At 62.9% G+C, this 26,464-nt stretch carries 26 protein-coding genes and 2 pseudogenes; 17 read left to right on the top strand and 11 right to left on the bottom strand.

The features are described from left to right. Nucleotides 1-70: 70 nt before the first annotated feature. Nucleotides 71-1,174 carry an NADH:flavin oxidoreductase gene (locus U9R80_RS03975; RefSeq protein WP_301840836.1) on the top strand — a complete coding sequence of 368 codons (1,104 nt, stop codon included), beginning with the start codon at nucleotides 71-73 and terminating at the stop codon, nucleotides 1,172-1,174. Here the strand turns inward: U9R80_RS03975 and U9R80_RS03980 are convergent. Next, nucleotides 1,143-2,366: a glycosyltransferase family 4 protein gene (locus U9R80_RS03980; protein ID WP_301840835.1), complete on the bottom strand. Its 1,224-nt coding sequence runs from the start codon at nucleotides 2,364-2,366 to the stop codon at nucleotides 1,143-1,145. The genes U9R80_RS03975 and U9R80_RS03980 overlap by 32 nt on opposite strands. Nucleotides 2,367-2,634: 268 nt before the next feature. On the opposite strand from U9R80_RS03980, the pseudogene U9R80_RS27260 reads away from it, so the two are divergent. Together U9R80_RS27260 and U9R80_RS27265 are read left to right on the top strand one after the other, a co-directional pair. Beyond that, nucleotides 2,635-3,267: pseudogene (locus U9R80_RS27260) on the top strand (PAS domain-containing protein); the annotation flags it as partial. 234 nt (nucleotides 3,268-3,501) lie between these two features. After that, nucleotides 3,502-3,861, top strand: a pseudogene (locus U9R80_RS27265) (methyl-accepting chemotaxis protein); the annotation flags it as partial. Nucleotides 3,862-3,885: 24 nt separating this feature from the next. Here U9R80_RS27265 and U9R80_RS03990 read toward each other — a convergent pair. Then, nucleotides 3,886-5,223: an amidohydrolase gene (locus tag U9R80_RS03990; RefSeq protein ID WP_301840832.1), complete on the bottom strand. Its 1,338-nt coding sequence runs from the start codon at nucleotides 5,221-5,223 to the stop codon at nucleotides 3,886-3,888. A 101-nt stretch (nucleotides 5,224-5,324) separates the two neighbouring features. Here U9R80_RS03990 and U9R80_RS03995 point away from each other — a divergent pair, with 101 nt between their 5' ends. Continuing rightward, entirely contained in the window at nucleotides 5,325-6,275 is a 951-nt protein-coding gene (locus tag U9R80_RS03995) for a LysR family transcriptional regulator (protein WP_301840830.1), read from the top strand. Here the strand turns inward: U9R80_RS03995 and cysZ are convergent. Further along, the gene (cysZ, locus tag U9R80_RS04000) at nucleotides 6,272-7,000 is read right to left on the bottom strand and encodes a sulfate transporter CysZ (protein WP_301840827.1); all 729 of its coding nucleotides are present in this window, start codon (nucleotides 6,998-7,000) and stop codon (nucleotides 6,272-6,274) included. The genes U9R80_RS03995 and cysZ overlap by 4 nt on opposite strands. A gap of 265 nt (nucleotides 7,001-7,265) precedes the next feature. On the opposite strand from cysZ, the gene U9R80_RS04005 reads away from it, so the two are divergent. After that, entirely contained in the window at nucleotides 7,266-7,865 is a 600-nt protein-coding gene (locus U9R80_RS04005; protein WP_301840825.1) for a peroxiredoxin, read from the top strand. 119 nt (nucleotides 7,866-7,984) lie between these two features. Continuing rightward, the gene (gene trxB, locus U9R80_RS04010; RefSeq protein ID WP_301840823.1) at nucleotides 7,985-8,947 is read left to right on the top strand and encodes a thioredoxin-disulfide reductase; all 963 of its coding nucleotides are present in this window, start codon (nucleotides 7,985-7,987) and stop codon (nucleotides 8,945-8,947) included. A 64-nt stretch (nucleotides 8,948-9,011) separates the two neighbouring features. On the opposite strand, the gene nadC is transcribed toward trxB, so the two are convergent. Next, a complete protein-coding gene (nadC, locus tag U9R80_RS04015; protein WP_301840822.1) occupies nucleotides 9,012-9,860 on the bottom strand; it encodes a carboxylating nicotinate-nucleotide diphosphorylase in 849 nt (282 codons plus the stop codon). Nucleotides 9,861-10,118: 258 nt separating this feature from the next. Here nadC and U9R80_RS04020 point away from each other — a divergent pair, with 258 nt between their 5' ends. From U9R80_RS04020 to U9R80_RS04045, 6 genes are all read left to right on the top strand, one after another. Next, complete coding sequence (locus U9R80_RS04020; protein WP_301840820.1) at nucleotides 10,119-12,308, top strand: DUF1631 domain-containing protein; 2,190 nt, start codon at nucleotides 10,119-10,121, stop codon at nucleotides 12,306-12,308. A 78-nt stretch (nucleotides 12,309-12,386) separates the two neighbouring features. Further along, nucleotides 12,387-12,953, top strand: a complete 567-nt coding sequence (ampD, locus tag U9R80_RS04025) for a 1,6-anhydro-N-acetylmuramyl-L-alanine amidase AmpD (RefSeq protein WP_301840819.1) — start codon at nucleotides 12,387-12,389, stop codon at nucleotides 12,951-12,953. Continuing rightward, complete coding sequence (gene ampE / locus U9R80_RS04030) at nucleotides 12,950-13,783, top strand: regulatory signaling modulator protein AmpE (protein WP_301840816.1); 834 nt, start codon at nucleotides 12,950-12,952, stop codon at nucleotides 13,781-13,783. The genes ampD and ampE overlap by 4 nt, the downstream gene beginning before the upstream one ends. A gap of 1,482 nt (nucleotides 13,784-15,265) precedes the next feature. Further along, on the top strand, nucleotides 15,266-15,970 hold the full coding sequence (locus tag U9R80_RS27270; protein ID WP_442964961.1) for a methyl-accepting chemotaxis protein: 705 nt from the start codon (nucleotides 15,266-15,268) through the stop codon (nucleotides 15,968-15,970). Nucleotides 15,971-16,137: 167 nt separating this feature from the next. Continuing rightward, entirely contained in the window at nucleotides 16,138-17,337 is a 1,200-nt protein-coding gene (gene fabV / locus U9R80_RS04040; RefSeq protein ID WP_301840813.1) for an enoyl-ACP reductase FabV, read from the top strand. A gap of 60 nt (nucleotides 17,338-17,397) precedes the next feature. Then, on the top strand, nucleotides 17,398-18,345 hold the full coding sequence (locus tag U9R80_RS04045; RefSeq protein WP_301840811.1) for an alpha/beta hydrolase family protein: 948 nt from the start codon (nucleotides 17,398-17,400) through the stop codon (nucleotides 18,343-18,345). Here U9R80_RS04045 and U9R80_RS04050 read toward each other — a convergent pair. The 4 genes from U9R80_RS04050 to U9R80_RS04065 are packed head-to-tail and all read right to left on the bottom strand — an operon-like array spanning nucleotide 18,332 to nucleotide 20,307. After that, entirely contained in the window at nucleotides 18,332-18,670 is a 339-nt protein-coding gene (locus U9R80_RS04050; protein WP_301840810.1) for a HopJ type III effector protein, read from the bottom strand. The genes U9R80_RS04045 and U9R80_RS04050 overlap by 14 nt on opposite strands. Then, nucleotides 18,663-18,959, bottom strand: a complete 297-nt coding sequence (locus U9R80_RS04055) for a DUF1244 domain-containing protein (protein WP_038614644.1) — start codon at nucleotides 18,957-18,959, stop codon at nucleotides 18,663-18,665. The genes U9R80_RS04050 and U9R80_RS04055 overlap by 8 nt, the downstream gene beginning before the upstream one ends. A 24-nt stretch (nucleotides 18,960-18,983) precedes the next feature. Next, entirely contained in the window at nucleotides 18,984-19,682 is a 699-nt protein-coding gene (folM, locus tag U9R80_RS04060) for a dihydromonapterin reductase (protein ID WP_301840808.1), read from the bottom strand. A 55-nt stretch (nucleotides 19,683-19,737) separates the two neighbouring features. Further along, nucleotides 19,738-20,307, bottom strand: coding sequence for an antibiotic biosynthesis monooxygenase (locus tag U9R80_RS04065; RefSeq protein ID WP_301840807.1), 570 nt, complete (start codon nucleotides 20,305-20,307; stop codon nucleotides 19,738-19,740). Nucleotides 20,308-20,533: 226 nt separating this feature from the next. Here U9R80_RS04065 and U9R80_RS04070 point away from each other — a divergent pair, with 226 nt between their 5' ends. Further along, nucleotides 20,534-21,484: a MerR family transcriptional regulator gene (locus tag U9R80_RS04070; RefSeq protein ID WP_301840806.1), complete on the top strand. Its 951-nt coding sequence runs from the start codon at nucleotides 20,534-20,536 to the stop codon at nucleotides 21,482-21,484. Here U9R80_RS04070 and U9R80_RS04075 read toward each other — a convergent pair. Next, complete coding sequence (locus U9R80_RS04075; protein ID WP_301840805.1) at nucleotides 21,469-22,086, bottom strand: hypothetical protein; 618 nt, start codon at nucleotides 22,084-22,086, stop codon at nucleotides 21,469-21,471. The genes U9R80_RS04070 and U9R80_RS04075 overlap by 16 nt on opposite strands. A gap of 73 nt (nucleotides 22,087-22,159) precedes the next feature. Continuing rightward, on the bottom strand, nucleotides 22,160-22,618 hold the full coding sequence (locus U9R80_RS04080) for a PAS domain-containing protein (protein ID WP_301840803.1): 459 nt from the start codon (nucleotides 22,616-22,618) through the stop codon (nucleotides 22,160-22,162). 140 nt (nucleotides 22,619-22,758) lie between these two features. Between U9R80_RS04080 and U9R80_RS04085 the strand changes: the two genes are divergently transcribed. Then, the gene (locus U9R80_RS04085) at nucleotides 22,759-23,214 is read left to right on the top strand and encodes a flavodoxin (protein WP_301840802.1); all 456 of its coding nucleotides are present in this window, start codon (nucleotides 22,759-22,761) and stop codon (nucleotides 23,212-23,214) included. Here U9R80_RS04085 and U9R80_RS04090 read toward each other — a convergent pair whose 3' ends face one another. Next, on the bottom strand, nucleotides 23,215-24,102 hold the full coding sequence (locus tag U9R80_RS04090; RefSeq protein ID WP_301840801.1) for a LysR family transcriptional regulator: 888 nt from the start codon (nucleotides 24,100-24,102) through the stop codon (nucleotides 23,215-23,217). It abuts the gene before it with no gap. A gap of 97 nt (nucleotides 24,103-24,199) precedes the next feature. Between U9R80_RS04090 and U9R80_RS04095 the strand changes: the two genes are divergently transcribed. From U9R80_RS04095 to U9R80_RS04105, 3 genes are all read left to right on the top strand, one after another. Further along, nucleotides 24,200-24,586, top strand: coding sequence for a CidA/LrgA family protein (locus tag U9R80_RS04095; RefSeq protein WP_301840799.1), 387 nt, complete (start codon nucleotides 24,200-24,202; stop codon nucleotides 24,584-24,586). Beyond that, nucleotides 24,576-25,262, top strand: a complete 687-nt coding sequence (locus tag U9R80_RS04100; protein ID WP_301840797.1) for an LrgB family protein — start codon at nucleotides 24,576-24,578, stop codon at nucleotides 25,260-25,262. The genes U9R80_RS04095 and U9R80_RS04100 overlap by 11 nt, the downstream gene beginning before the upstream one ends. Nucleotides 25,263-25,447: 185 nt before the next feature. Next, nucleotides 25,448-26,353 carry an alpha/beta fold hydrolase gene (locus U9R80_RS04105; RefSeq protein WP_301840796.1) on the top strand — a complete coding sequence of 302 codons (906 nt, stop codon included), beginning with the start codon at nucleotides 25,448-25,450 and terminating at the stop codon, nucleotides 26,351-26,353. Nucleotides 26,354-26,464: the final 111 nt, after the last annotated feature.

Raw genomic sequence — 26,464 nt, forward strand, 5'->3', positions numbered from 1 at the left:
TCAATAGTACTGGGCCACCCCATCGCTCGCCCCTATCCTCAGGCGCATCCCCACCCCACTGGAGCGCCGCATGTCCGCCACCGCATTGTTCACCCCCTTCCAACTGGGCGCCCTTGAGCTGCCAAGCCGTGTGGTCATGGCACCGATGACCCGCACCTTTTGCCCGGGCGGCGTACCCCATGCCCAGGTGGTCGAGTACTACCGTCGCCGCGCCGCCGCTGGCGTCGGCCTGATCATCACCGAAGGCACCACCGTCGGCCACCAGGCCGCCAACGGGTACCCGAATGTGCCGCGTTTCTATGGTGACGACGCCCTGGCAGGCTGGAAAAAGGTCGTGGAGGCGGTACACGCCGAAGGCGGGCGTATCGTTCCGCAGCTCTGGCATGTGGGCAGTGTGCGGCGCCTGGGCGTGGAGCCGGACGCCAGCGTGCCGGGCTATGGCCCGAGCGAGAAAATCAAGGACGGCCAGGTGCTGGTTCACGGCATGAGCCAGGACGATATTCGTGACGTCATCCAAGCCTTCGCCCAGGCCGCCCGCGACGCCCAGGCCATCGGCATGGACGGTGTCGAGATCCACGGCGCCCATGGCTACCTGATCGACCAGTTCTTCTGGGCGGCAAGCAACCAGCGCACCGATGAATACGGTGGCGACCTGGCCGGTCGTTCGCGTTTTGCCATCGAGTTGATCCAGGCCGTACGCGCCGCCGTGGGCCCGGACTTTCCGATCATCTTCCGCTTCTCGCAGTGGAAGCAGCAGGATTACACCGCCCGCCTGGTGGAAAGCGCCGAGGCGCTGGATGCCTTCCTGCAGCCGCTGAGTGAAGCGGGTGTGGATATCTTCCACTGTTCCACCCGCCGTTTCTGGGAGCCGGAGTTCGCGGGCTCGGACCTGAACCTGGCGGGCTGGACCCGCCAGCTCACCGGCAAGCCGACCATTACCGTCGGTAGCGTGGGCCTGGATGGCGAGTTCCTGCAGTTCATGGTCGCCACCGACAAGGTGGCGCAACCGGCCAGCCTGGAAAACCTGCTGACCCGGCTGAACAACGACGAGTTCGATCTGGTAGCCGTGGGCCGTGCATTGCTGGTGGACCCGGACTGGGCTGCCAAGGTCCGTGACGGCCGCGAGCAGGACATCCTGCCGTTCAGCCGCGAGGCGTTGACGACCCTGGTTTGATTGCCAGTGCTGCGGCAGGCTGGGGCGCGATCGCGCCCTGGCCCTGACCCTGGCGGCAGGCGGCGCTCAAGTGGCTTTCAAACTGCTCGACAATCGCCGGCCAGCCTTGGCGGCTGGCGTGTTGGCGGGCATTGAGGCGTACCCGGCGCAAGGTTTCCGGGTCTTCCAGCAGCCAGTTACAGGCATCGATGAACGCGTCGGCATCACCCGGCATGGCCAGCGCCCCGCTATGGCCGTGGCGGATGTGCTGGGCCGCGGCGGCCTGGTCGTAGGCCACCACGCCAAGGCCTGAGGCCAGGGCTTCGAGCACCACATTGCCAAAGGTTTCGGTGAGGCTGGGAAACAGAAAGATATCCCCCGAAGCGTAGTGCTCGGCCAGGGCTTCGCCGCGTTGGGCACCGCAGAACACGGCGTCGGGCAGTTGTTGCTCAAGGGCGCTGCGCTGCGGACCGTCACCCACCACGATCAACCTGATGTGCCGTGCTGGATAGTTGCGCCGTGCCGCGTCCAGGCATTGCTGCAGCACGCCGAGGTTCTTCTCCGGGGCCAGGCGCCCGACATGGATCAGGGCGATGTCATCGCTGCCCAACCCCCATTGTGTACGCAACGCCTCACGGCGCCGGGCCGGCGTGAATAGCTGGCTGTCGACACCCCGGGCCATCAGGGTCAGGTTGTCGAACCCGCGGCGCTCCAGTTCCAGACGCTGGCTCAGGCTGGGCACCAGGGTGGTGTGGGTGCGCCGGTGAAACCAGCGCAGGTAGTGCGTCAGCAGCCGGGCCAGCAGGCCCAGGCCGTACTCGCTGGAATACTGGTGAAAGTTGGTGTGAAAGCCACTGACCACGGCAATGCCCAGGCGCCGCGCCGCGCGCAGGGCGCTCAAGCCCAGCGGGCCTTCGGTGGCGATGTACAGCACATCGGGACGGTGCCGGCGCCAGCGGCGGATCAGCTTGTGCATCGACACCTGGCCCCATTGCAGCCCAGGGTAGCCCGGCAGCGGCCAGCCGCGGCACAGCAGCTGCAGGTCATCGCCCGGCCCGCCGGGATCACCGCCCTGGCGCGGGCGCACCAGCTCGACCTGATGGCCGCGCTGGCGCAAGCCTTCGCTCAGGCGGCCAAGGGTATTGGCCACGCCGTTGATTTCCGGTGGGAAGGTTTCGCTGATCAGGGTGACATGCAGGGGCGGTGTGCTCATGAAGATCAGTGTCTGCGGCCTCGATTGCGGCGCCGTGAAGCATTTGTGACGGATGCATGACGCCCGATTTTCGGCGCGTTGGCCTGCAAAATATTTCCCATGCGGGCACTCAAGATTGTTGGGCAATCAGCCGATGCAAAAGCACACGAATGACCGATTTCGCTCCAGGAGAGCGTTGATGTTCAACAGCAAACTGAAAAAAGAAAACCAGCAGCTGCGCGAAGACCTGCTGTCCATCGAGCAGGTCAAATGCAGCCTCGACAGCGAGATGCTGGTGTTGCAGCTCGACCCTCAGGGGCGGATCGAATCGGTCAACAGCAATTTCGAGAAAGAGATGCTCTACGGCAGCCATCAGTTGCTGGGTCGAAGCATCGAAGAGATCGTGCCGGCGCACGTCAAGCAACTGGACTTCTACCATCGCATGCGCAATGCCATTACCCGTGGCGAGCACCTGAACGGCGCGTTTCGCCTGTTGCGCGGCAACGGCGAGGAAGCCTGGCTGCGCTCGATCCTGCAGCCGGTGAAAAGCAGCGATGGGCGGCTCAAATATTTCACCCTGCACTCCAGCGATCTGACGCGCACCATCGAGACTTCCCGCGAGCACGAAAGCCTGATCAAGGCGCTGATGCGCTCCACGGCGGTCATCGAATTCAACCTGCAAGGTGAAGTGCTGGCCGCCAACGACCGTTTCCTGCAGACCATGGGCTATCGCCTGGAGCAGGTGGTGGGCAAGCACCACCGGATGTTCTGCGAGCCCGACGAGTACAACTCAAAGGCTTACCAGGCGTTCTGGGAGCAGTTGCGCCGGGGCGAGTTCGTGGCCGAGCGCTTCAAGCGGGTCGATGCCCACGGGCGTGTGGTCTGGCTGGAGGCGTCGTACAACCCGATCATCGACACCCACGACGTGCTCTACAAAGTGGTCAAGTTCGCAACCGTCATCACCGACCAGGTCAATCAGGAGATTGCCGTGGCCGAGGCTGCCGACATCGCCTACAGCACCTCGGTCGAGACCGACGCCAGCGCGCGCAAGGCCACCGACGTGGTGACCCAGACCGTCGAGGTGATGCGTGGTCTGGAAGCCTGCATGCAAGAGGCCGCCAACGGTATCGAGGCGCTGGATAAACAGTCCCAGGTCATTGGCTCGATCATCAAGACCATCAGCGACATTGCCGGGCAGACCAACCTGCTCGCGCTCAACGCGGCGATCGAGGCGGCGCGCGCCGGCGAGCAGGGCCGCGGCTTTGCCGTGGTGGCCGACGAAGTGCGGCAACTGGCCTCGCGCACCAGTACCGCCACCGAGGAAATTGCCCGGGTGGTGCAGCAGAATGAGCAGTTGGCCAAGGCGGCCGTGGACATCATCGACAGCAGCAAGCGCCAGGCCGAACAGGGCCTGAGCCTGGCCGGGCAGACCGGCACGGTGATTGTCGAGATCCAGGACGGGGCCAAGAAGGTGGTCAATGCGGTGGGGCAGTTCTCCAGCCAGCTGGCGGGCTGATGACGGCCAACCACCGCGGGTGTTTCAGCCTGGCTGATTGAAGAAGGCTGCCAGCGTCGCAGTGACAGCCCGTGCCCCGGTAGCGATCGCGGGCAGTTCGACGACAAAGCCCGGGGTGTGGTTCATCGCCGCCGGCAGTTGCTTTTTCTCGACCAGGTTGGTGTACACGTCGGGCTTGCCCGACCCCACCTCAAGGAACAGCACCTTGGTGTCGGGGTAGGGGCTGGCGAGCATGTGGAAGTCTTCCGAGCCCATCAGCGGTGGCATCCCTGGCAACACCTTGTCGGCACCCAGCTGCTGCACCAGCGCGGCCTGGGCTATTTCAGTCTGTTCCTTGCCGTTGAACACCGGGGTGGAGTAACCCTTCATGGTGTACTGGGCCTGGTAGTCGGGCGGCATGTCGTTCATGACCAGCACGCCACGGGTGACCGACTTGATCCCGGCGATCATCCGCTCGCGTACCTTTTCGTCGTACCAGCGCAGGTTGAGCTTCAGCGTGGCGCTGACCGGGATGATGTTGTTGTTCACCCCGGCCTGGAAGGCGCCGACGGTGAGTACGGCGGGTTTTGACTGGTCGAGCATGCGGCTGGTGATGGTCTGGTAACCCATGACCGCCATGGCGCCCATCACCACCGGATCTTTGGTGACGTGAGGCGTGGAGCCGTGGCCGCCGATACCGGGCAGCACCACGTCGATCTGGTCGGTGCCGGCCAAGCGAGGGCCTTCGCGCAAGCCGACACTGTCGGCCGGGTACACCGGCGACACGTGGGCCGCCACCAGCACATCGGGTTTGGGCGCAAAGTCATAAAGCCCGTTGTTGACCATGGCGGTGGCGCCTTCGAGCAATTCCTCGGCCGGTTGCGCCACCAGCACCAGCGTGCCGGACCACTGATCCTTGAGCTGCACCATGACCTTGGCCACCTCCATCAGCCACGTGGTGTGGGCGTCGTGACCACAGGCGTGCATCACCGGCTGGGCCGGGTTGCCGAGCCAGGGCGTGACCTTGCTGCTCTGGTAGGGCAGGCCGGTGGCTTCCTTGATCGGCAGTGCATCCATGTCGGCGCGGTACATCACCACAGGCCCCGGGCCATTGCGCAAAATGCCCACTACGCCGGTGGTGCCGATGGCGGTCTTGACCTCAAAGCCCTGGGCTTTGAGGGCCTTGGCCACCTGGGCGGCAGTTTCTTTCTCCTGGAAGGCCAGTTCGGGATTGCGGTGCAGTTGCTTGAACTGCTCGATCATCTGCGCTTCGTCCTGATGGACCAGGCTGTCGATGCGGGTTTTCAGGTCGGTGGCGGCGTGTGCCGGGAAAGCGGCGATACAGGCAAGGGCAAGCAAGCAGCGCTGGAGACGCAAGGGCATGGCGTAATTCCTTGTACTTTGTAGGATTTGTTGCGTGGCCCTGTCAGTCTCTGTATCTATGCCTTGTGCGTCCAATGCAAAAAAAACCAAGGATTAATGCAGTGGCTGACTCAATTGACCTGAAACGCATCCGCCATCTGGTACTGCTCAGCGAGGAATTGCACTTCTCCCGTGCGGCCGAGCGCGCCAATTTGTCCCAGACCGCCTTCAGCCGCAGCATCCAGACGCTGGAGGCTGATCTTGGGGTGCGTTTGTTCGATCGCGATACCCGCTCCGTCACGCTCACCGCTGCCGGGCGTCAGTTGCTGGCCCGCAGCCGGGAGTTGCTGGGCAGTGCCGGACGGCTGGTCGCCGAGGCCAACCACATTGCCAAGGCCGACGGTGGGGAGCTGAAGTTCGGCGCGGGCATGATGGCGGCCAATCTGTACCTGGCCAATACCCTGACGACACTGCGCCGGCGCATTCCGAAGCTGGTGATGAAGGTCGAGGTCAATCACTGGCATCACCTGATCCAGCACCTGGAGCAGGAGCAGATCGAGTTCTTTGTCGCCTATACCTGCGACCCCGGGCGTTTGTCCGATCCCCGCTTTGCCATCACCCCGTTGCCGGCCGAACCCACCTCGATTTTCTGCCGGGGCGATCACCCCTTGGCCCGGCAGCAGGCACCGGTGACCCGCGAGCAACTCCTGGAGTACCCGTGGAGTTCCGTGTTGTTTGACGAGGTGGCGCCAGCGCGGTTGCGTGACGTGCTGGAGTTGCCCGAAGGAATGAGCGCGCCCTTGGCGCTGGGCTGCAATGACCTGCAATTGCTGCGCGCCACAACCCTGGGCAGTGACTCGTTGCTGCTCACCTGGCGCGCTTGGCTGGAGGCGGACCTGCGCAGCGGCGCGCTCTGTGATGTAGGGGCGTTGTTGCAGCCGGGGTTTCCCGGAAGTGGCCGTATTGCCAGTGCGATTGTCTGCCATGCCGGCCGGACCTTGTCGCCGATCGCACGCCAGGCCATCGAACTGATCACTGCTGCGGCGACCGGCGCAGCCGGCGGGTCAGGTTAAGTGCGCTCGCGCACCCAGAACAGGGTGGCGCCCGCCACGGCCGCCGGCATCATCAGGATGTTGAGGAAGGGCACCATCAACACCAGGTATACCGAGCCGCCAAAGCCCAGGCTCTGCCAGCGCTTTTCGCGCAGCCAGGCGAGCATGTCCTGCCAGCTCATCTTGTGGTTGTCGGCGGGGTAGTCGATGTACTGGATGGCCATCATCCAGATACCGAACAGCAGCCACAGCGGTGCGGCGATGATGTTGACCACCGGGATCAGCGACAGGATGAACAGGCCGATGGCGCGGGGCAGGAAGTAGCCCAGCTTGCGCATTTCTCGGCCCAGGGTGCGGGGTACCATGGCCATCAGTTCGGCCCAGCTGAACGCCGGGAAGTCGTCGGTGCCACGCACCACCACTTCGACCTTTTCCGCGAGAAAGCCATTGAACGGCGCGGCAATGACGTTGGCCAGCATGGTGAAGGTGAAGAACACCATCAGGGCCACCAGCACCACGAACAAGGGCCAGAGAACGTAGCTGAGAAAGCTCAGCCAGCTCGGCAGGCTGGGCATCAGTGAATCGACCCAGAGGCTGAACTGATGGCCGGCGACGTAGATCAGGCCGACGAACAGCAGCAGGTTGACCACCAGGGGCAGCAACACGAACAGGCGCAGGCTCGGGCTCAGGACCAGTTTCAGTCCTTCGCGCAGGTACTGTGGGCCAGAGAGGGCAGGGGCTTGCATAGAGGACTCCGGGGAAAGGAAAACGCGCTGACCTTACCGAGTTTGAGCGGTCGACGAAAGCGCAGCGCAAAGCGGGACATGGGCTGTAACAAAACCTCGGCAACCGCCCTTGTAGGCCTGATAGACAAACAGCTGTAGCTTTTGGCGATGAATAGAGCCGTCCTATAAGGTGGATTGTCTAAGGATATTTCCTTAATCTCTGCGGCCTCGCTAAAGTGCGCACAACTTTTCAACGCCTTCGAATTCAAACTTTCAAGGAGTTTTCATGAGCATTCTGGTCAACAAGCAAGCCCCTGATTTCGATGCGGCGGCAGTTTTGGGCGACGGTTCGATCGTCGACAGCTTCAAGCTTTCTTCCCTGCGCGGCAAATACATCGTGCTGTTCTTCTGGCCGCTGGACTTCACCTTTGTCTGCCCGTCGGAAATCATTGCCCACAATAATCGCATGGACAAATTCCGCGATCTGGGTGTTGAGGTTGTTGGTGTCTCCATCGACTCGCAATTCACCCACTACGCCTGGCGCAACACGCCGGTCGAGAAGGGCGGTATCGGCGAAGTCGAGTTCACCATGGTGGCCGACGTGACTCACGAGATCACCCGTGCCTACAGTATCGAGCACGAAGCGGGCGTGGCCCTGCGTGCCTCGTTCCTGATCGACCAGCAAGGCGTGGTTCAGCACCAGGTGGTGAACAACCTGCCACTGGGTCGTGAAGTCGACGAGATGATCCGTCTGGTCGAAGCCCTGCAGTTCACCGAACAGCACGGCGAAGTCTGCCCAGCCGGCTGGCGTCCAGGCCAGAAAGGCATGAAGGCTGACGCCAAGGGCGTTGCCGACTACCTGGCCGAGAACGCCAACAGCCTGTAAGGCTGCTGCGATTCAATGTTTTTCAGGACCTGCGACCCAAAGCCTTCCCCAAGTGCTTCGCAGGTTCTTTTTTATTCCAGATGCGGGCAAGCCATCGCCCGCTTCGACAGGAGAGCGTCATGTCTGAAGTACGTCATTCGCGAGTGATTATCCTGGGCTCCGGCCCTGCCGGTTACAGCGCTGCAGTCTATGCCGCCCGTGCCAACCTCAAGCCACTGCTGATCACCGGCATGCAGGCTGGCGGTCAACTGACCACCACCACCGAAGTCGACAACTGGCCGGGCGACCCCCATGGCCTGACCGGCCCTGCGCTGATGCAGCGTATGCAGGAGCACGCCGAGCGCTTCGAGACTGAGATCGTGTTCGATCACATCAATGCCGTGGACCTGGCCAGCAAGCCGTACACCCTCAAGGGTGACAGCGGCACCTACACCTGCGACGCACTGATCATCGCCACTGGTGCCAGCGCTCGCTACCTGGGCCTGCCATCGGAAGAAACCTTCATGGGCAAGGGCGTTTCCGCCTGCGCGACCTGCGACGGCTTCTTCTACCGCAACAAGCCTGTGGCTGTTGTCGGCGGCGGCAACACCGCTGTCGAAGAAGCCCTGTACCTGGCCAACATCGCCAGCAAGGTCACCCTGGTTCACCGCCGCGAGACCTTCCGCGCCGAGAAGATCCTGGTCGACAAGCTCAACGCCCGTGTGGCCGAAGGCAAGATCGAGCTCAAACTCAACGCCAACCTGGACGAAGTCCTGGGTGACAACATGGGTGTGACCGGTGCGCGCCTGAAGAACAACGACGGCAGCTTCGACGAAATCAAGGTCGACGGCGTGTTCATCGCCATTGGCCACACCCCGAACACCTCGCTGTTCGAGGGTCAGCTGACGCTCAAGGACGGCTACCTGGTGGTCAACGGCGGCCGTGACGGCAACGCCACCGCCACCAACGTCGAAGGCGTGTTCGCCGCAGGCGACGTGGCTGACCACGTGTACCGCCAGGCAATCACCTCGGCCGGTGCCGGCTGCATGGCTGCGCTGGATGTCGAGCGCTACCTGGATGGCCTGCAGAACGCTTCGCTGTAATTGAAATGAACGCGGGGCAAGCCCGCTCCTGCACAGATGCAGGAGCGGGCTTGCCCCGTGTTGTTTAAAGGCTCAGGCGCATGGACAGGTCCACCGCCTTCACATCCTTGGTCATGGCACCAATCGAGATGTAGTCCACACCCGTTTCGGCAATGACCCGCAGGGTGCTTTCATTGACGCCGCCGCTGGCTTCGAGCTTGGCCTTGCCGGCGTTCAGGCGTACCGCTTCGCGCATGTCGTCCAGGCTCAGTTCATCGAGCATGACGATATCGGCGCCGGCCTCCAAGGCCTCCTTAAGTTCTTCCAGACTCTCCACTTCAACTTCTACCGGCTTGCCGGGGGCGATGCGTCGCGCGGCACTCACGGCCTGGGCAATACCGCCGCTGGCCGCGATGTGGTTTTCCTTGATCAGGAAGGCATCGAACAGCCCGATGCGGTGGTTGTGGCAGCCGCCACAGGTCACCGCGTACTTCTGCGCCAGGCGCAGGCCGGGCAGGGTCTTGCGGGTATCGAGCAGCTTGACCTGGGTATCGGCCACCTTGTCGGCAAAGAACTGTGCGTGGGTCGCCACGCCCGAGAGCAGTTGCAGGAAGTTCAGCGCGCTGCGCTCGCCGGTCAGCAACGAACGCGCCGGGCCTTCGAGGTGAAACAGCGGCTGGTTGGCCTTGGCCCGCTCACCGTCCTTGACTTGCCAATGCACCGCGACCCGCGGGTCCAGCTGGCGGAACACCGCATCGACCCAGGCAGTGCCGGCGATCACGCAATCATCGCGCGTAATGATGGTGGCCTTGGCCAGGCGCTCGGCCGGGATCAGTTGGGCGGTGATGTCGCCGCTGCCTACGTCTTCATGCAACGCACGGCGCACGTTGGCTTCGATTTCGGCGGTCAGGTCGGCGAGGCGTAAATTCGGCATGGCGGGCTCCACAAGCTAAGTGCCCGGGATTATAGGGCAGGGCGGGGCGCGCTTGCAGCAAGCACGGCACGCTTGACCTCTGGTCAGGCCAAATGAGCTTTTGGCTCATTCACCGGTCTATCTCCACTCGCGCCACCGAAGACGCTGCCTGAACTGGCGAGTGTCCGGTTTTTGCCAGATAATGCGACTTGTATTTGGCGTCATAGCTTTGACGATTTATCGATTCATTTCACACTTTTACCCAGCAAGGAGTCCGGGATGCACAACGGCGGGAAGGTGGTGCCCATCACGGCCTCCATCGAACAGGCGCAGGCTGCGCCGCTTGCTCGTTTGCCCGTGGTCCTCCTGCAAGTGCGTGACAAGGCCGCCCTGCAACTGCGCCAGGGTTTGCAGGCATTGTTCGACAATGCCGATGACACGCTGTTCGAGATGGCCGACAAGGCTGCCAGCAACAGTGAGCAGAACTACTTGTTCGAGGCCATGCGCGACCTGCGCCTCAAGCGCAAGAACATCGAGCGCGGCTACCTTGACCGCTTCTACCAGGCCTTCGTGCGCCTCGGCCAGGCCGACCCGATGCCCTTGGCCACACCCTGTGGCGGCTACGACAAGTTGGCGCTGGTGGCCCACGATGAGCTGGAGCGTACGGTGGCGCTGGATGCCATGGTTGCGCGGGTACTGGCCCGCGATGGCTTTGCGCTCAATCAGCTGACCCTTCGCTTCACCGCCCTGACCGGGCAGGCGCTGGATGACCGCAGCAATCCGCTGGGCCCGGCGATGCTCTGCGAGTATTTTCTTCAGGCCGGGCGCAACCTGGGGGTTGGCATCAAGGTCAAGCTGATCATCCTCACGTTGTTCGAGCGCTATGTGCTGCAAGATGCCGATCAGTTGTATGGCGAGGCTAACCAGTTACTGGTGGCCACCGGCATTCTGCCTGAGCTCAAGTCGATGCCCCGTCGCCGGGTCCAGGACAGCAGCGCCGCTGGGCGCAATGACCCGGCCAACCAGAGCGGCGACGATCACCCGGGCGCCACCCTGGATGCCAACGAGCAAGCCGTGTTCAGTGCCTTGCAGTCCTTGCTGTCGCGGGTGCGCGGACGCGTCGCGCCACGGCTGGAGGCGGGCAGCACGGTGCAGCCGATCAGTACCCGCGACTTGCTGCGCTTGCTCTCGCACCTGCAGCACTATGTGCCGCCAACCTCGCAGGTCGATGATTTCGACCTGCACCACCAGCTTGAGCAGCTGTTGACGCGGGTGAGCGTCAAGAGTGGTACCTACCGCAAGGTCGAAGGGGTTGATGAGGATGTGATCAACCTGATCGCCATGCTCTTCGAGTTCATCCAGGCTGACCATAATCTGCCGCATTCGCTGCGGGCGTTGATCGGTCGCCTGCAGATTCCGATGCTCAAGGTCGCGGTGCTCGACAAGCGCTTTTTCAGCCGCAGTAGCCACCCGGCCCGGCGCCTGCTCAACGAGATCGCAACCGCCGCCATGGGCTGGGGGGCCGGTGACGACTGTCGGCGCGATGCCCTGTACCCGCGTGTGGAGACAATCGTCCAGCGCTTGCTCGCCGACTTTGTCGACGACCCGGCGATTTTTTCCGACCTGCTGGCCGAGTTCCTTGCCTTCAACAGTGATGAGCGGCGACGCAACGAGCTGCTCGAACAACGCACCCGTGATGCCGAAGAAGGTCGTGCCCGTGCCCAACTGGCTCGCCAGCGGGTACAGCAGGAACTCAACCGCCGCTTGCTTGGCAAGACCCTGCCCCGGGTGGTGGTGCGTTTGCTTGAAGAGGCCTGGAGCCAGGTGCTGTTGCTGGCTTGCCTCAAACATGGCGACCGTTCGGCACAGTGGGTCGGGGGGCTGGAGACCATGGACACCTTGATCTGGAGCGTCCAGCCGCATGACGATGAGGATGCCGGCCAGCGCCTGCTGGCGGCTGTGCCTGGCTTGCTCAAGGCCTTGCGCGATGGCCTGGCCAGCGCCGCCTTCGATCCGTTTGCTACCAGCGAATTCTTCGCCCAGCTTGAAGCCTTGCACGTTCAGGCGCTGGATGCGCCATTCGCAAGCCACGGCGAAGCCTGCGAGCGGGTGTTGGTACTCGACGAAGTCGTCCTGGCCAGCCCGGAACACACCGGGCCCGTGCACGGCCTGGTGCACCTGGCGGACGATGATCCGGCCTTGCTGCAAGTGGAGCGCTTGCGTATCGGCAACTGGGTCGAGCTGGAGGAGGAGGGGGACGTGCAGCGTTGCAAGCTCATCGCCCAGATCGACAGCACCGACCGGTTCATCTTCGTCAATCGTACCGGTATGAAGGTGCGTGACTACTCGCGCATGGCGCTGGCGGCAGCCCTGGGTCGTGGTGATGTGCGCCCGCTGGATGACACGCTGCTGTTCGATCGTGCGCTGGACTCGGTGCTCAGCCAACTGCGTCTGGCCCAGGCGCGCTAGTGCCAATGTGTTTTAACGATGCATCCCGCAACGCCTCAGGGCATACTGGGGCAGTGCTCTCGTGCCTCAGGATTTTCTATGCAACTGGACCGCGCAACAGGCTGGTTCGCCGGTGTCACCCATTGCCCCTCGCCGAACTTCAATGCCCGCCCCAAGGGTGAGGTCATTTCCCTGCTGGTGATCCACAACATCAGCCTGCCACCCGCACAGTTCGCCACCGGCAAGGTCCAGGAATTTTTCCAGAACCGGCTGGACCCCAACGAACATCCCTACTTCGATGGCATCAAGGACTTGCGGGTGTCGGCGCACTTCCTGATCGAGCGTGACGGCAAGGTCACCCAGTTTGTCTCCTGCCTGGACCGTGCCTGGCATGCCGGGGTTTCGCGCTTCGAGGGGCGTGAGGGGTGCAACGACTTCTCCATCGGTATCGAGCTTGAAGGCACCGATGAGTTGCCCTTCACCGATGCCCAATACCAGGCGCTTGAACGCCTGACCCGGCAGATCCAGGCGGCCTGGCCCGCCATTGACCTCCAACGGATTCAAGGCCACAGCGACATTGCCCCGGGGCGCAAGACCGACCCTGGCCTGGCATTCGACTGGCCGCGCTACCGTGCGGCCCTCAAGGATAACGAGGACAGATCATGACTTTTCTGGTGTTGTTACTGGTGCTCTGGTTCGAGAAGTTTTCGGCCCTGCGCCAGCGACTGCAGCGCGATGGTTTTTTCCGCAGTGAACTGGCGCGCCTGGAGCGCAACGGCAAAAGCCACCCCTGGTGGGTATTGGCAATCCTGGTGCTGTTGCCGGTCGCGTTGCTGGCCCTGCTGACCCATGTGCTTGAGCCGGTGGCCTACGGGCTGCTGGCGCTGCCGGTGCATTTGCTGGTGCTGATCTACAGCCTGGGTCGAGGCGATGTGAAGGCCTCCCTGGGGCCGTTTCGCGATGCCTGGCGGCGCGGTGACGAACAGGCGGCCGTGCATGTGGCCGAACGCGACCTGGGCGTGACCGGCGATAGCGCCCAATCCCTGCTCGAACGGGTCCAGGGGCATCTGTTGTGGCAGGCCTACCAGAGCTTTTTTGCGGTTATTTTCTGGTATGTGCTGCTGGGGCCCGCCGCTGCGCTGGCCTATCGCCTGCTGGCCCTGACGGCCGAACATGCCCGTCACCCGGCGCTGCAGGAACGCGCCCAGCAATTGCGCCATGCCTTCGACTGGGCACCGGTGCGGGTGTTGGGCGTGAGCTTCGCCCTGGTGGGCAACTTTGTCGCGGTGAGCCGGGTGATGTTGCATGAACTGCTGAACTGGAACATCAGCGCCGCTCGCCTGATTGCTTCGGTAGGCCAAGTGGCCGGGGAGATGCCCGCCAACGCGGCGGCCGGCCCCGAGGGCCTGGTCGGGCTGGACTCGCTGTGGGAGCTGTTGCTGCGCTCGGCGGTGCTCTGGTACGCCTGTTTTGCCCTGTGGACCGTACTGGGCTGAGGCATTGCGCGGGGCGGCCGTTGGTCCGCCCCGCTAGCGGTTTACCTTAAGTTACAAAACCCCCTTCCGATATACGTTATACAGGTGCCGGTGACGATCATCGGTGGCCTAGTGCCACTGTGCGCGCAAAAACAATAAGAATCGGAGGGTGCACCCTTGAAGAGCCTGTTGTATCCGGCCATCGCGCTGATGAATCGACTGAGCTTCGGGATGAAGTTCAGCCTGATCAGTATTCTGTTTTTCCTGCCCATGCTGGTGACCAACTATTACCTGGTCCGCGACTCCTATCGACAGTTCCACGCCACCCAGGTCGAGCTGCAGAGCCTTGAGCTTTTAGGCAGCAGCCTGGCCTTGCGCGGCGACCTGGAAACCCTGGGCAACCTGGTGCAGATCAATGCGGTGCTGGGGCAGTCGGGCAAGGCTGAAGAGGTCGACGCGCAGATCGCCAGCCTCGAACAACGGCTGATGAGCCGGTTGTCGGGACTCACGGCCGTGGTCGCCGACGAGGAGCAGGCCCGGGACTTTCACGCCAGGCGCGACGAGATGCTCACCCAGTTGAAGGCTGCCCAGGCGGAGTCGTCGCTGCAGAGCAAGGTCGCCATGCTCGACAAGTTGCTGGGCCAGGCCCAGGTGTTGAGCAAGATGATTGCCGGCCAGGCCGGGCTCAGCCAGGACAGCGATCTGGCTATTCGCCAACTCAGCGAGCTGATGACCACCGTGACGCCCGAAGTCACCCAGACACTGGGCGAAGGTAGGGCCATGGGCGCGTATTCGCTGGGCCAGGGCTTTCTCAATTCGGCGGTCAGTACCCGTTTTGAAGACTTGCTGCAGCGCCTGGATAAACTGGCCGCCGACTATGCCCTGAAACTCCAGGACACCCTGGCCACCGAGCCCGGCGCCCATGCCGGCCTGGGCACCCTGGCCCAGCGTAGTCAGGCCTCGATCAAGCAGGCCAGCGAGCTGTTCGAGGAGCAGGTGGTGGTCGCCGATTCCCTGGATGCCCCTTGGCAGGCGTTCTACCAGCAGGTCAGCGGCCTGATGGAGCAGACCTACGCCTTGAACACGGCGACCGGCGAGTTCCTTGACCAATTGCTGCAGCAGCGTCTGGTCGAGCATCGCCTGCACATGATCGTGCTGGTGTCGGCCCTGGCCTGTGTGTTTTTGCTGATCGTCTACCTCTACAGCGGCTTTTACGCCTCGACCCGTCACACGCTCAAGTCACTCGGTGCGGTGATGGACAAGGTGGCCGCAGGCGACATGACGGTGAGTTTCCGGCCCAGCAGTCGTGACGAACTGGGGGAGTTGGGGGAGGTGTTCAACGGCACCGTGCAGCGTATTCATGACTTGATCGAGCAGGTCGGCCACACCGTGGTCGAAGTCGAGCGCCAGGCCGAGCAAGTGCATGCGGTGTCGGCACGCAGCAACCAGGCGGTCAGCGGCCAGCGCGGGCAGATCGAGCAAGTGGCCACGGCCATGAACCAGATGTCGGCCACCGCACAGGAAGTGGCGCGCAGTGCTGCAGCGGCGGTCAACAGCGCCCACAGCGTCAATCATGAGACGGTCAGCGGGCGCGGCCTGGTGGAGTCCCAGCAGGGCAATATTGCCCGGCTGGCAGGTGAAATCGACCAGTCGGTGGCGGTCATTCACCAGTTGGCCAGTGACAGCCAGGCGATCAGCCGGGTGCTGGAAGTGATCAAGAGCATTGCCGAGCAGACCAATCTGCTGGCCCTCAATGCCGCCATCGAGGCCGCCCGGGCCGGGGAACAGGGGCGTGGATTTGCCGTGGTGGCCGACGAAGTCCGCACCCTGGCCAAGCGGACCCAGCAGTCGACCGAGGAAATCGAACAGATGATCTCGCGGCTGCAAGGCGGTGTCGGTGCGGCGGTCAAGGCGATGGACACCAGCCACCAGGTGGCGGCCGGTACGGTCGGCCAGTCGCAGCAAGTGCAGCAGGCGCTGGAGAACATCCTCGGCGCGGTGGGCAGCATCGTCGATCAGAACCAGCAGATTGCCGCCGCGGTAGAGCAACAGACGGCAGTGGCCCAGGACATCGACCAGAACATCGTCGAGATCAACCGGGCGGCCGAGCACACCACCCAGGGCGCGCACCAGACCGAGGATGCCAGCCGCCAGTTGTCGGCCCAGGTGATGGAACTCAAACGCTTGATCGGTGCATTCAGGGTCTGAGTGATGTTGCTGAACTTTTCCACGCTGTGACAAAGTAGCGCCCTGAAGGATTCCAGGGAGCCGGATGTGTCGGCAACGCCGCGGGTGTAGTCTCACCCTCACAGCAACGGAACCTCGAGTCCCCGCGATTCGGCTCCCTCAGCAAATTCACTGACGAGGTACAGACATTGGCCATCATCCATCCTAAAGTTCGCGGTTTTATCTGCACCACTACGCACCCGACCGGCTGCGAGCTCAACGTACGTGATCAGATCGAAGCCACCCGCAAGCAGGGCGTGCGCAAGGATGGTCCGAAGAAGGTCCTGGTCATCGGTGCATCCAGCGGCTACGGCCTGGCGGCCCGCATCACGGCAGCCTTCGGTTTCGGCGCCGATACCCTGGGCGTGTTCTTCGAGAAGCCAGGCACCGAGACCAAGCCCGGCACCGCCGGCTGGTACAACGCTGCCGCCTTCGACAAGTTCGCCAAGGCCGAAGGCCTGTACAGCAAGTCGATCAACGGTGACGCCTTCTCCGATGAAGCCCGCGCCAAGGTGATCGAGCTGATCAAGAACGAAATGGGCGGCCAGGTCGACCTGGTGGTCTACTCGCTCGCCTCGCCGGTGCGCAAGCTGCCGCAGACGGGTGAACTGGTGCGTTCGGCCTTGAAGCCCATCGGCCAGCCGTACAAGTCGACGGCTATCGACACCAACAAAGACACCATCATCGAAGCGTCCATCGAGCCTGCGACCGAGCAGGAAATCGCCGATACCGTGACCGTCATGGGTGGTCAGGACTGGCAGCTGTGGATCGACGCCCTGGACGCCGCCGGCGTGCTGGCACCACAGGCCCGCACCGTGGCCTTCAGCTACATCGGTACCGAAATCACCTGGCCGATCTACTGGCATGGCGCCCTGGGCAAGGCCAAGCAGGACCTGGACGAAACCGCCAAGCGCCTGAACAGCAAGGTCGGCGGTGGCGCCAACGTCGCCGTACTCAAGTCGGTAGTGACCCAGGCCAGCTCGGCCATCCCGGTAATGCCGCTGTACCTGTCGATGGTCTTCAAGATCATGAAGGAAAAGGGTGTTCACGAAGGCACCATCGAGCAACTGGACCGCTTGTTCCGTGACCGTCTGTACCGTGCCGATGGCGCGCCGGCGGCGCTGGACGAAGAAGGCCGTCTGCGTCTGGACGACTGGGAACTGCGCGATGACGTGCAGGACGCCTGCAAGGCCCTGTGGCCAACCGTGACCACCGAGAACCTGTTCACGGCGACCGACTACAAGGACTACAAGCGCGAGTTCCTGAAGCTGTTCGGTTTCGAGCGCCCGGATGTGGACTACGACGCCGATGTAGCCACCGACGTGAAGTTCGACTGCATCGAACTGTAAGGTCACCTTCATCGCCGCCCCGGCCTGAGCCGGGGCGGCGTTTTGCTTGAGGTTCGTGCAATGAGCAGCCTCGAAAGTTTTCCACCCCTGCCGGTCTCCCGCAACACCGCACACGCCTTTCGCGAACGTGCTGCCGACGGCTACACCCTCGGCGGATTCAGTTGGCGCCATGCCCTGCCGGACAGCACACGCCCGGTGGTGATCATCAACGCTGCCACCTCGGTGCGCTGCAGCTACTACGCCCGTTTTGCCCAATACCTGTTCAGCCATGGTTTCGATGTCATGACCTATGACTATCGCGGCATTGGCGAGTCGCGCCCGGCCGCCATGCGGAACTTCAAGGCCAGTTGGACCGATTGGGGGGCGTTGGATTTCGAGGCGATGCTGCAACGCGCCGCCCGCGAATTTCCGGGGCAGCCGATTGATGTGGTCGGTCATAGCTTTGGTGGTTGTGCAGCGGGGCTGGCGGCGTCGGCCGACCGCTTGCGCAGGCTGGTCACGGTCGGTGCGCAGTTTGCCTACTGGCGTGATTACGCCCAGGACAGTCGCTGGCAGTTGTTCGGCAAGTGGCATGTGGTGATGCCGCTGCTGACGCGGGTGTTCGGCTATTTCCCCGGCAAGCGTCTGGGTTGGCTGGAAGACACCCCGGCCGGGGTGGTGAAGGATTGGAGCACGCTGACACCAGCCTATGAGCGACGTCCCAGCGGCAGGGCGCATGGGCAACTGCCATTTGCCAGGGTCAGGGCGCAAACCCTGGCCATCAGCCTGACCGACGACCCGTTCGGCACCGTGGCGGCCATCGAGCGGCTATTGGGGTATTTCGAGTCCAGTGCGCGAAGCCATTTGCGGATCGCGCCTGCGGACATCGACGAAACGCAGATCGGGCACTTTGCTTTTTTCCACAATCGCTTTGAAGCCAGGCTTTGGCCAATTGCCCTGCAGTGGTTGCAGCAGGGGCAACTGGCCGACGGTACGCCAGGCAGCGTGGTGTCGCTTAACGCGCCGTGAGTGGCTGGGCGTCGAACTTGACCCCGGCCAGACCATGCTGGATCAACGCACGGATGTTGGCGTGGTCGCTGCCTTCAGGCGTTGCCAGCACCGAGCGGTAATGCTCGCCGAACGCCAGCAGCGCTTCCTGATCGCTCAGGCCTTCAAGCAGGGCCAGGCCGAGGGTCTTGCAGGAGCCTTCGTTCTGTCCGGCAGCGTTTTCGACGCCGCCATTGTTGAAGGCTTGTGGCTGGTAGTCGTAGTGCGCGGTGATGAAGGCCAGGGTGTCGGCGAAGAGGTGTTCGCCGCTGTTCAGGCTTTGGCGCAGGGTGTTCAGATCAGTCATTGGGCTTTCCTTTGGCGAACGCCGCCTGTTGTTCGGCGCTGGCTTCTTTCTGGTACTGGGCTTTCCATTCGGCATACGGCATGCCGTAGACCACTTCGCGGGCTTCATCCATGCTCAGGTCGATCTGACGCTCGTCGGCGGCGGCCTTGTACCATTTGGACAGGCAGTTGCGGCAGAAGCCGGAGAGGTTCATCAGGTCGATGTTCTGCACATCCTTGCGGCTGTCCAGGTGGGCAACCAGCCGGCGGAAGGCGGCGGCTTCGAGTTCAAGCTTTTGTTGATCGTTCATGGTCGTTCTCGTGACAAGGGCAATTCAGTCAGTTGCGATGCGGTTTTTCAGGTGGCGGCCACCGTTGATCACCACGTTGCTGCCGGTGCTGTACTGGCTATCGAGCAGGAAGCGCACCGCCTCGATCAGCGGCTGGGCACCGGGCTCGAATTCCAGCAAGGCCTTTTTCAGGGTTTGCCGGCGATAGGCCTCGTCGCTGTTCTCTTTGAGGATCAACAGCCCGGGCAGGATCGCGTTGACCCGCACTACCGGCGCGTATTTCTCGGCAAACGACAGCACCATGTTCTGCAGCGCGGCCTTGGTGGCGGCATAGCCGATGTGGCTCTTGCTGCCGCGCGAGGAGGTTTCGTCGCAGATGTGGATGATGTCGGCCTTGTCCAGCTTCAGCAGTTGCTCGCCCAGCGCCAGGTTCAGGTGATAGGGCGCCTCGACGTGCAACTTGAACATGGTGTTGAGGTTGGCCAGGTCGTCGTCGAGCCACAACGAGGCGTTGTGGATGATTGCCCGCAGGCCATCGTAGTTGCTCTGCAGGTGATCGATCAGGGCCAGGCGGTCTTGTTCCAGGCACAGGTCGGCCTGGAACTGGATGATGTTGGGATGGGCCGCGTCGGGGCTTTTGCTGCGGCTGGCGCTGACCACGGTATGGCCGGCCTGCGCCAGGTTCAGGGCCAGCGCCAGCCCGACTCGCTGGCTGGCTCCGGTGACAAGAATTGGGCTTTTCATGGTGGGGGCGGTCAACTTTTACTGGTTCGCTTGGATAACCCCCAGCATACCCGAACTAGGCTGGATTGCGCGCGCCCTGCGGCCTGGCACCGCGGGCCGGGGCGTTGAGCCAGTTGGCCAGCAGGCGGGTCGACAGCGGAATGAACAGGTACACCATCAAGGGCGTCAGCCCCAGGGTGCTGAGCAGGATGCGCGGCACCAGGTCCAGGGCGCCGAGCCAGTGGCCAAACAGCACATTGAACAGCAGCGAGACCGGAAAGAACGCCAGCCAGATGGCAACCGCTTGCTTCCAGCGTGGTGGGCGCTGCACCGGATTGGTGCCGAACCAACCGTCCAGGCCGCTGGCGCGCAGTTCCTGCGGTTGTTCAAACAGGCCGTTGCCACGGGTGAGCCAGGCGTTGCGCGAGGCGGAGTGTTCCCACGCCTGCATGGTCTGCTCGTTGGTGAAGCGGAAGATGATCTGGAACTCGTCGCCGTGCGGGGGCGGCGCCAGTACGCCGGAACCCAGGTAACCGGTGAAGTCGGTGGCCAGTTGTTCGCCTTCGTGCAGCCAGGCCATCAGGTCCTGGTAGCGGCCTTGGGCAACGCGGCGCGTCACCATCAGGGTTACGGGTGGGGTAGACATCGTGTATCTCCTGGCAACTGGGCGTGGCGGGTGGCCTGCCCAAGAAATGCCGCCTGGGGTGGTAGGCGACATCTGGCTGCATGCAAAAAACGGGCGCGGATTATTGCCGAAATTATCTGACCCGTCAGTGCTGGCGGACAAACCGCGTTGCGCGAAATGCCAATGGTCGTGCTTCCACCCCCGGAGTAGAATGCCCGTCGGCCCCTGAATCGTGGTTTTTCCGGCAATGATCGAACCTGCCCAGCCTTCGTTGAACCCCGGCGATCTCGACCACGAGGAGCTGTTCCCGATCCGTGAAGTGTCGCGCCTGACCGGCATCAACCCGGTGACCCTGCGGGCCTGGGAGCGCCGTTATGGGCTGATCCAGCCCACACGCACCGAAAGTGGGCACCGCCTGTACTCCCAGGCCGATATTGATGAAGTGCGCAACATCCTCGGCTGGATCGAACGGGGGGTGGCGGTGAGCAAGGTCGGCAAGATCCTGGCCCGCAGTCAAAGCCTCAAGGCCCAGTCCGAACCGCTGCACAATCGCGCGTCCCAGAACGACTTCAAGCAGTGGCAGCTACAACTGCGCCAGGCCGTGCGCGCTTTCGATGAGCGGCGCCTGGGGCTGGTCTATGGCCAGGTCTTCAGCAGTTACCCCCTGGTGGTGGTGTTCCAGGACATCCTCATGCCGGTCTGGCAGGAACTGCGCAGCACGCGCGAAGCCTTCGGCCAGACCAGCGAATGGCTGTTCCTCGATGGTTTCTTGCGGGGGCGGGTGCTGCAGCGCTTGCAACTGGCCGAAGAGCAGCAGGAGGTGAGGGTGGTGCTGGCGGCCATTCCCGATCATTGCCGGGAACTGGAACTGCTGGTGACGGCCTTGCTGCTGGGCAGCAGTGAAATTGCCGTGACGGTGTTGAGCCTGGGGCAGCCCGTGGAAGAGTTGGCGTTGGTCTGCGAGCACATGGCGCCCCATGCCCTGGTGCTGTTCTCCAATCTTCCGCCGGCGCTGGACCTGCCGAAAAACCTGGCGCGCCTGGCCCTGGCACTGGAGTGCCCGTTGTTACTGGCGGGGGAAGCGGCGGACCTGGCCCAGGACAGTCTGGTCGGCTCGCAAGTCGCGTGCCTTGGCAGCGAGGCGCGCCTGATGCGCCGCCGGCTGCAGCAATACCTGGACGGTCACCTGGACAGTTGAGGGTGAAGCTCCGGATGGGCCTGGCGATGGGCCTGGAGGATGTACTCGCGTAGCCGTTCGATTTCCTGCGGTTGGCTGGGGCTCAGGTTGTAGGCCGCCAGGCTGTCGCCGGTGCGCCGTTGCAGCACACCCTGCAACGCAATCGGTGGGCAGTTGGTGGGTGTGAACCAGAGGTTGAAAGATTTCGGCGGCTCGGGCTGATCACGAATCTCGATCAGAACGCCCTTGAATGAAATTTCCCGTACCCACAGGCCCGCACTCAGGCCCAGCTCATCTTCCAGCGCGACCGGTTCATCCAGCGTCAAGCGCCACGGCCGGACCATGGGGCCTTCTTCATAAATGTTCGGTGCACCCAGCTGAAGGTGCAGGGAATGGAACTCGTCTTCGACCAATTGCAGTGGAAAGGTCATTTGCTGGTTGTCGAACTGCGCCTGCAAGGTGACCTGCTCCTGGGCAATGAGCCGGGTCAGCAGGTCTTTGATCTCGCTGCCGCCATTGACCAGCAGGCGCGACGCCGACTCAGCCATCGACGGCTGTGACGTGTGCTGCATGGACCTGATGAAGTCCAGCTCATCCTGAGTCAGGAGGGCATCTGCTTGCATGATCGAACTCGAAAATGTCAGTCGTGAATGCATTTCTTCACCGAGATGGACAGCCAAACGGTGGTTTAGTTTTTTACCGTTGGTCGCTTTCCAGTTCGGCAATGCGTGCCCGTGCCTGGGAAAGTTCGCGTTCCAGTTCAATCACCCGCTGCTCGGCCTCGACCTGGCGGCTGACATCCTTCTGGATGCCAATGAAGTACTTGAGCTGGTCGGCTTCGTTGTACACCGGGGTGATCGACAGCTCGTTCCAGAAGGCGCTGCCGTCCTTGCGGTAGTTGCGCAGGATTTCCCGGCACGGCTGGCCGCTGCGGATTGCCTCACGGATCAGGCGGCGAGGGGCCTGGTCACGGTCGTCGTTCTGCAAGAAGCGGCAGTCGCGGTAGAGAATGTCGTTGGCGCTGTAGCCGGTCAGGCGCTCGAACGCCGGATTCACGTAGATCAGGATGGTGTCGTCATCGCCTTCCTGTTCGGCGACCACGATGCCATCGTTGGAGGCGTCAATCATGCGTTGCAGCAGTTTGGCGTTGATCATCGAAAAATTCACAAGGTCATTGGAGCGGGCACGGCGGCTGATTCTAGATTATTGGTGCGCGGCTCACACCTGGAGAGTGAGGCCTTTTGCCAGTGTCCGATGTTAGTATCCTACGCTTTTACTCAGTTTCGGAATCCACTATGAAAGTCGCCATCCTTTCCGGTTCGGTCTACGGCACGGCCGAAGAAGTCGCACGGCATGCCGAATCCCTGCTCAAGGCCGCAGGTTTCGAGGCCTGGCATGCTGCGCGCGCCACCTTGCAAGACCTCCAGGGCTTTGCTCCAGACGCCTTTCTGGGCGTGACTTCGACCACCGGCATGGGCGAGTTGCCCGATAACCTGATGCCGCTGTTCAGTGAAATTCGCGATGTACTGCCCGCCGCCTGGCGCGGCTTGCCCGGTGCGGTGATCGGCCTGGGTGATTCGAGCTACGGCGATACCTTCTGCGGCGGTGGCGAGCAGATGCGCGAGCTGTTCGCCGAACTGGGCGTCAATGAAGTGCAGCCGATGCTGCGCCTGGATGCCAGCGAAACCGTTACGCCTGAAACCGATGCCGAGCCCTGGCTGGCAGAGCTCATCGCTAAACTGCGCGGCTGATCACGACGGCTGTGGTTGTTCGCGCAGCAACTGCAGCCAGGCCTGTGCCGCACGTGACAGATAGGCACCCTGGCGCCAGATGAAGGCGATGTCCCAGCGCAGGTCGGTGGGCTCGCTCAACGTCAGGCGGACCACGCCGGGGCGTTCCAGCCCCCGTGCCACCACGCTGGGCAGCAACACCACACCCTGGCCAGCCGCCACCAGCGCAGCGAGGAAGTCAGCCTGGCCGCTGCGGCCACCCTCTTTGGGGGTAAATCCCAACTGCTGGCACGCACTGAGCAAGCGATCGTTGAGCACGAAACTGCGCTGGTACAGCAAGAACGGTGTATCGGCCAGTTGCGCCAGGCTGACCTGGCCGGCATCGGCCAGTGGGTGGTCGACCGGCAACAGGGCATCGAGCGGTTCGTTGCAGAAGGGCTGGTAGGCAAATGCCGGATCATTGGGCGTGAGGCTGCCGCCCAGTTCCAGTTCACCGCTTTGTACCGCTTGCTCGACACTGCGGCTGCCGCCTTCAAGCAAATGGATGGTGATGTTCGGGTAACGCCGACGGTATTCGGCAAACAATCCGGCAAACAGTGCGTCGCTGCCCAGCAGGGGTAGGCCAAGGCGCAGTTCGCCACGGCCCAACTGGCTCAAATCGTCGAGTTCGTTCTGCAGCTCCTGGCGCAGGCGCAGCATGGCTTCGCCGCGTTCGAGCACGATCCTGCCGGCAGCGGTCAGGTGCAGGTGCGAGCCTTGGCGTTCAAGCAAGGGCGTACCCAGGTCCTGCTCCAGTTGCGCCACTTGTTTGCTCACCGCCGATTGGCTGATGTGCAGCGTGTGGGCCGCCTGGGTGAAGCCACCGCGGTGGACCACTTCGATAAAACTGCGTAGCTGTTTGAATTCCATGATCGAGATTCCATTGTGGAATGGAAGCAAGTCTAACAATTCGCTTTTGGCGTGTGGGGTGGGCTTCTAGAATGAAGGCCTGAAGAGGTCCCCTGCGATGAAACCCGCGTCAATCAAACGATTCCTGCGCTTGCTCGCCGAGCTTGCGATCTTCCTTGGCCTGTATCTGTTCGGCGGTCAGTTGGCCGCCTGGCTGGGCTGGCCAATCCCGGGCGGGGTCATGGGCCAGGCCCTGCTCCTGTTGCTGTTTGCCCTGGGCTGGTTGAAGCCGGCCTCGTTGCAACTGGGTGCGGGCCTGCTGATGGCCGAGATGCTGCTGTTCTTTATTCCCGCGCTGATGAGTCTGCTCGACTACGGCAGCCTGATGCGTGACGAAGGCTGGCGAATTCTGCTGGTGATCGGCGTCAGCACCCTGATGGTCATGGTGATGACGGCGGTGACGGTGGAGTGGGTGTGCCGCTGGAGGATGCGCCATGACGCTTGAGCCCATGCCGCTGTTCTGGCTGGCCCTGACCCTGCTGGCCTACCTGGGCAGCCGCTGGTTGTACCGTCGCACCGGCCGCTACCTGCTTTCCCCCCTGATCCTGGTGCCCGCGCTGCTGCTGGCGGTCGCGGTGCCCTTGCACACGGCCTATGCCGAATACGCGCGCAATACCCATTGGCTGATGTCGGTGCTGGGCCCGGTGACGGTGGCCTTCGCCGTGCCGATCTGGCAGCAGCGCGCGCTGCTGGCGCGGCACTGGCCGGCGCTGTCGCTGGGCATGCTGGTGGGCAGTGCGGCGTCAATCAGCAGTTCCTGGGGGCTGGCGCACCTGCTGGCGCTGGATAACTCGGTGAGCCTGTCGTTGCTGCCGCGTTCGATCACCACGCCCTTTGCCATGCCCCTGGCCCGTGACCTGGGCGGGGTGCCGGAGCTGACGGCGGTGTTCGTGATGTTTACCGGGGTGCTCGGGGCAATGTTCGGCGGGGTGCTGCTCAAGTTCCTGCCGCTGCGCACAGCGTTGGCCCGTGGCGCGCTGTTCGGGGTCGGTGCCCATGGCGCTGGCGTCAGTCGCGCCCATGAGGTGGGCGGCGAAGAAGGCTCTGTCGCGGGGCTGGTGATGGTCCTTACCGGATTGCTCAATCTGTTTGCCGCGCCCCTGCTGACGGTGCTGTTGTGACGTGCCTCTCTGTTTGAGGGGCTGACTCACAGAGTCAATAAGCTGGCTGCCAATGCAACTTCCCCCTGGACCGGTACTGGCTAGACTGGATCCAATAGAGCACACGAATGTGCCGAGGTAATTGCAATGATCGCAGCCGCTGCCTTGCGCAACACTACACATGCCTACCAACCGGGACCGCACTGATGCCTTTGGCCGAAATTCCATTGTGCGTCTGGCGTACCCGGGGCCTGAGTTTTTCGTTCCGGGGCCAGAGCATTCGATACTGGACGGCAGGGCAAGGTGAACCCCTGTTGCTTATCCACGGATTTCCCACGGCGAGCTGGGATTGGCATTACCTGTGGGCGCCACTGGCCCAGCGCTTTCGGGTCATCGCCTGCGACATGCTCGGCTTTGGCGACTCGGCAAAGCCGCTGCAGCACCACTACAGCCTGATGGAGCAGGCCGATCTGCAACAAGCGTTGCTCAAGCACCTGCAGATCGACCAGCCGGTCCATTTGCTGGCCCATGACTATGGCGCCAGCGTCTCCCAGGAACTGTTGGCGCGCCACCATGAGGGGCGGGCGCAGGTCGCCAGCTGTGTATTCCTCAACGGTGGCCTGTTCCCCGAGCGGCACCGGGCCTTGCTGATCCAGAAGCTGCTGCTCAGCCGCCTGGGCTGGCTGGTGGGGCGCTCGTTTGGTCGCGATGACCTGGTGCGCCATGTCACCCAGGTCTACGGGCCCTGCACCCGTCCCAGCGAAAGCGCGCTGGACGACTACTGGAGCCTGATCGCCACGAGCCGCGGTACGCGCATCCTGCACAAGCTGGTTGCCTATGTGCCGGAGCGCTCGACTTACCGAGAGCGCTGGGTCGGTTCGCTGATGAAGAAAGAGGTGCCGTTGCGCTTTATCAATGGCGCGGTCGACCCGGTTTCGGGTGCGCACATGCTCGAGCGCTATAAAGAGCTGGTGCCCGACCCGGATACGGTGTCGTTGCATGGCATCGGCCATTACCCCCACACCGAAGCACCGGTCCAGGTGCTGCGCCATTACCTTGAGTTTCGTGAACAGCCGCTGGCGCACATTCCCCAGAAGGTCGCCTGGTCCTGATGGACCAGGTGCAACCCATCATCGCCTGACCTTATTGCCTGCCATTCACCCCGCGCCCGCTTCGTTGTGCGCGGGCCGGGGCTGATCGACACTCGGGCATCCCTTGCCGAA

Origin of the sequence: Pseudomonas sp. JQ170C (genome assembly GCF_035581345.1) — a bacterium.
In the GTDB taxonomy this organism is placed as follows: Bacteria; Pseudomonadota; Gammaproteobacteria; order Pseudomonadales; family Pseudomonadaceae; genus Aquipseudomonas.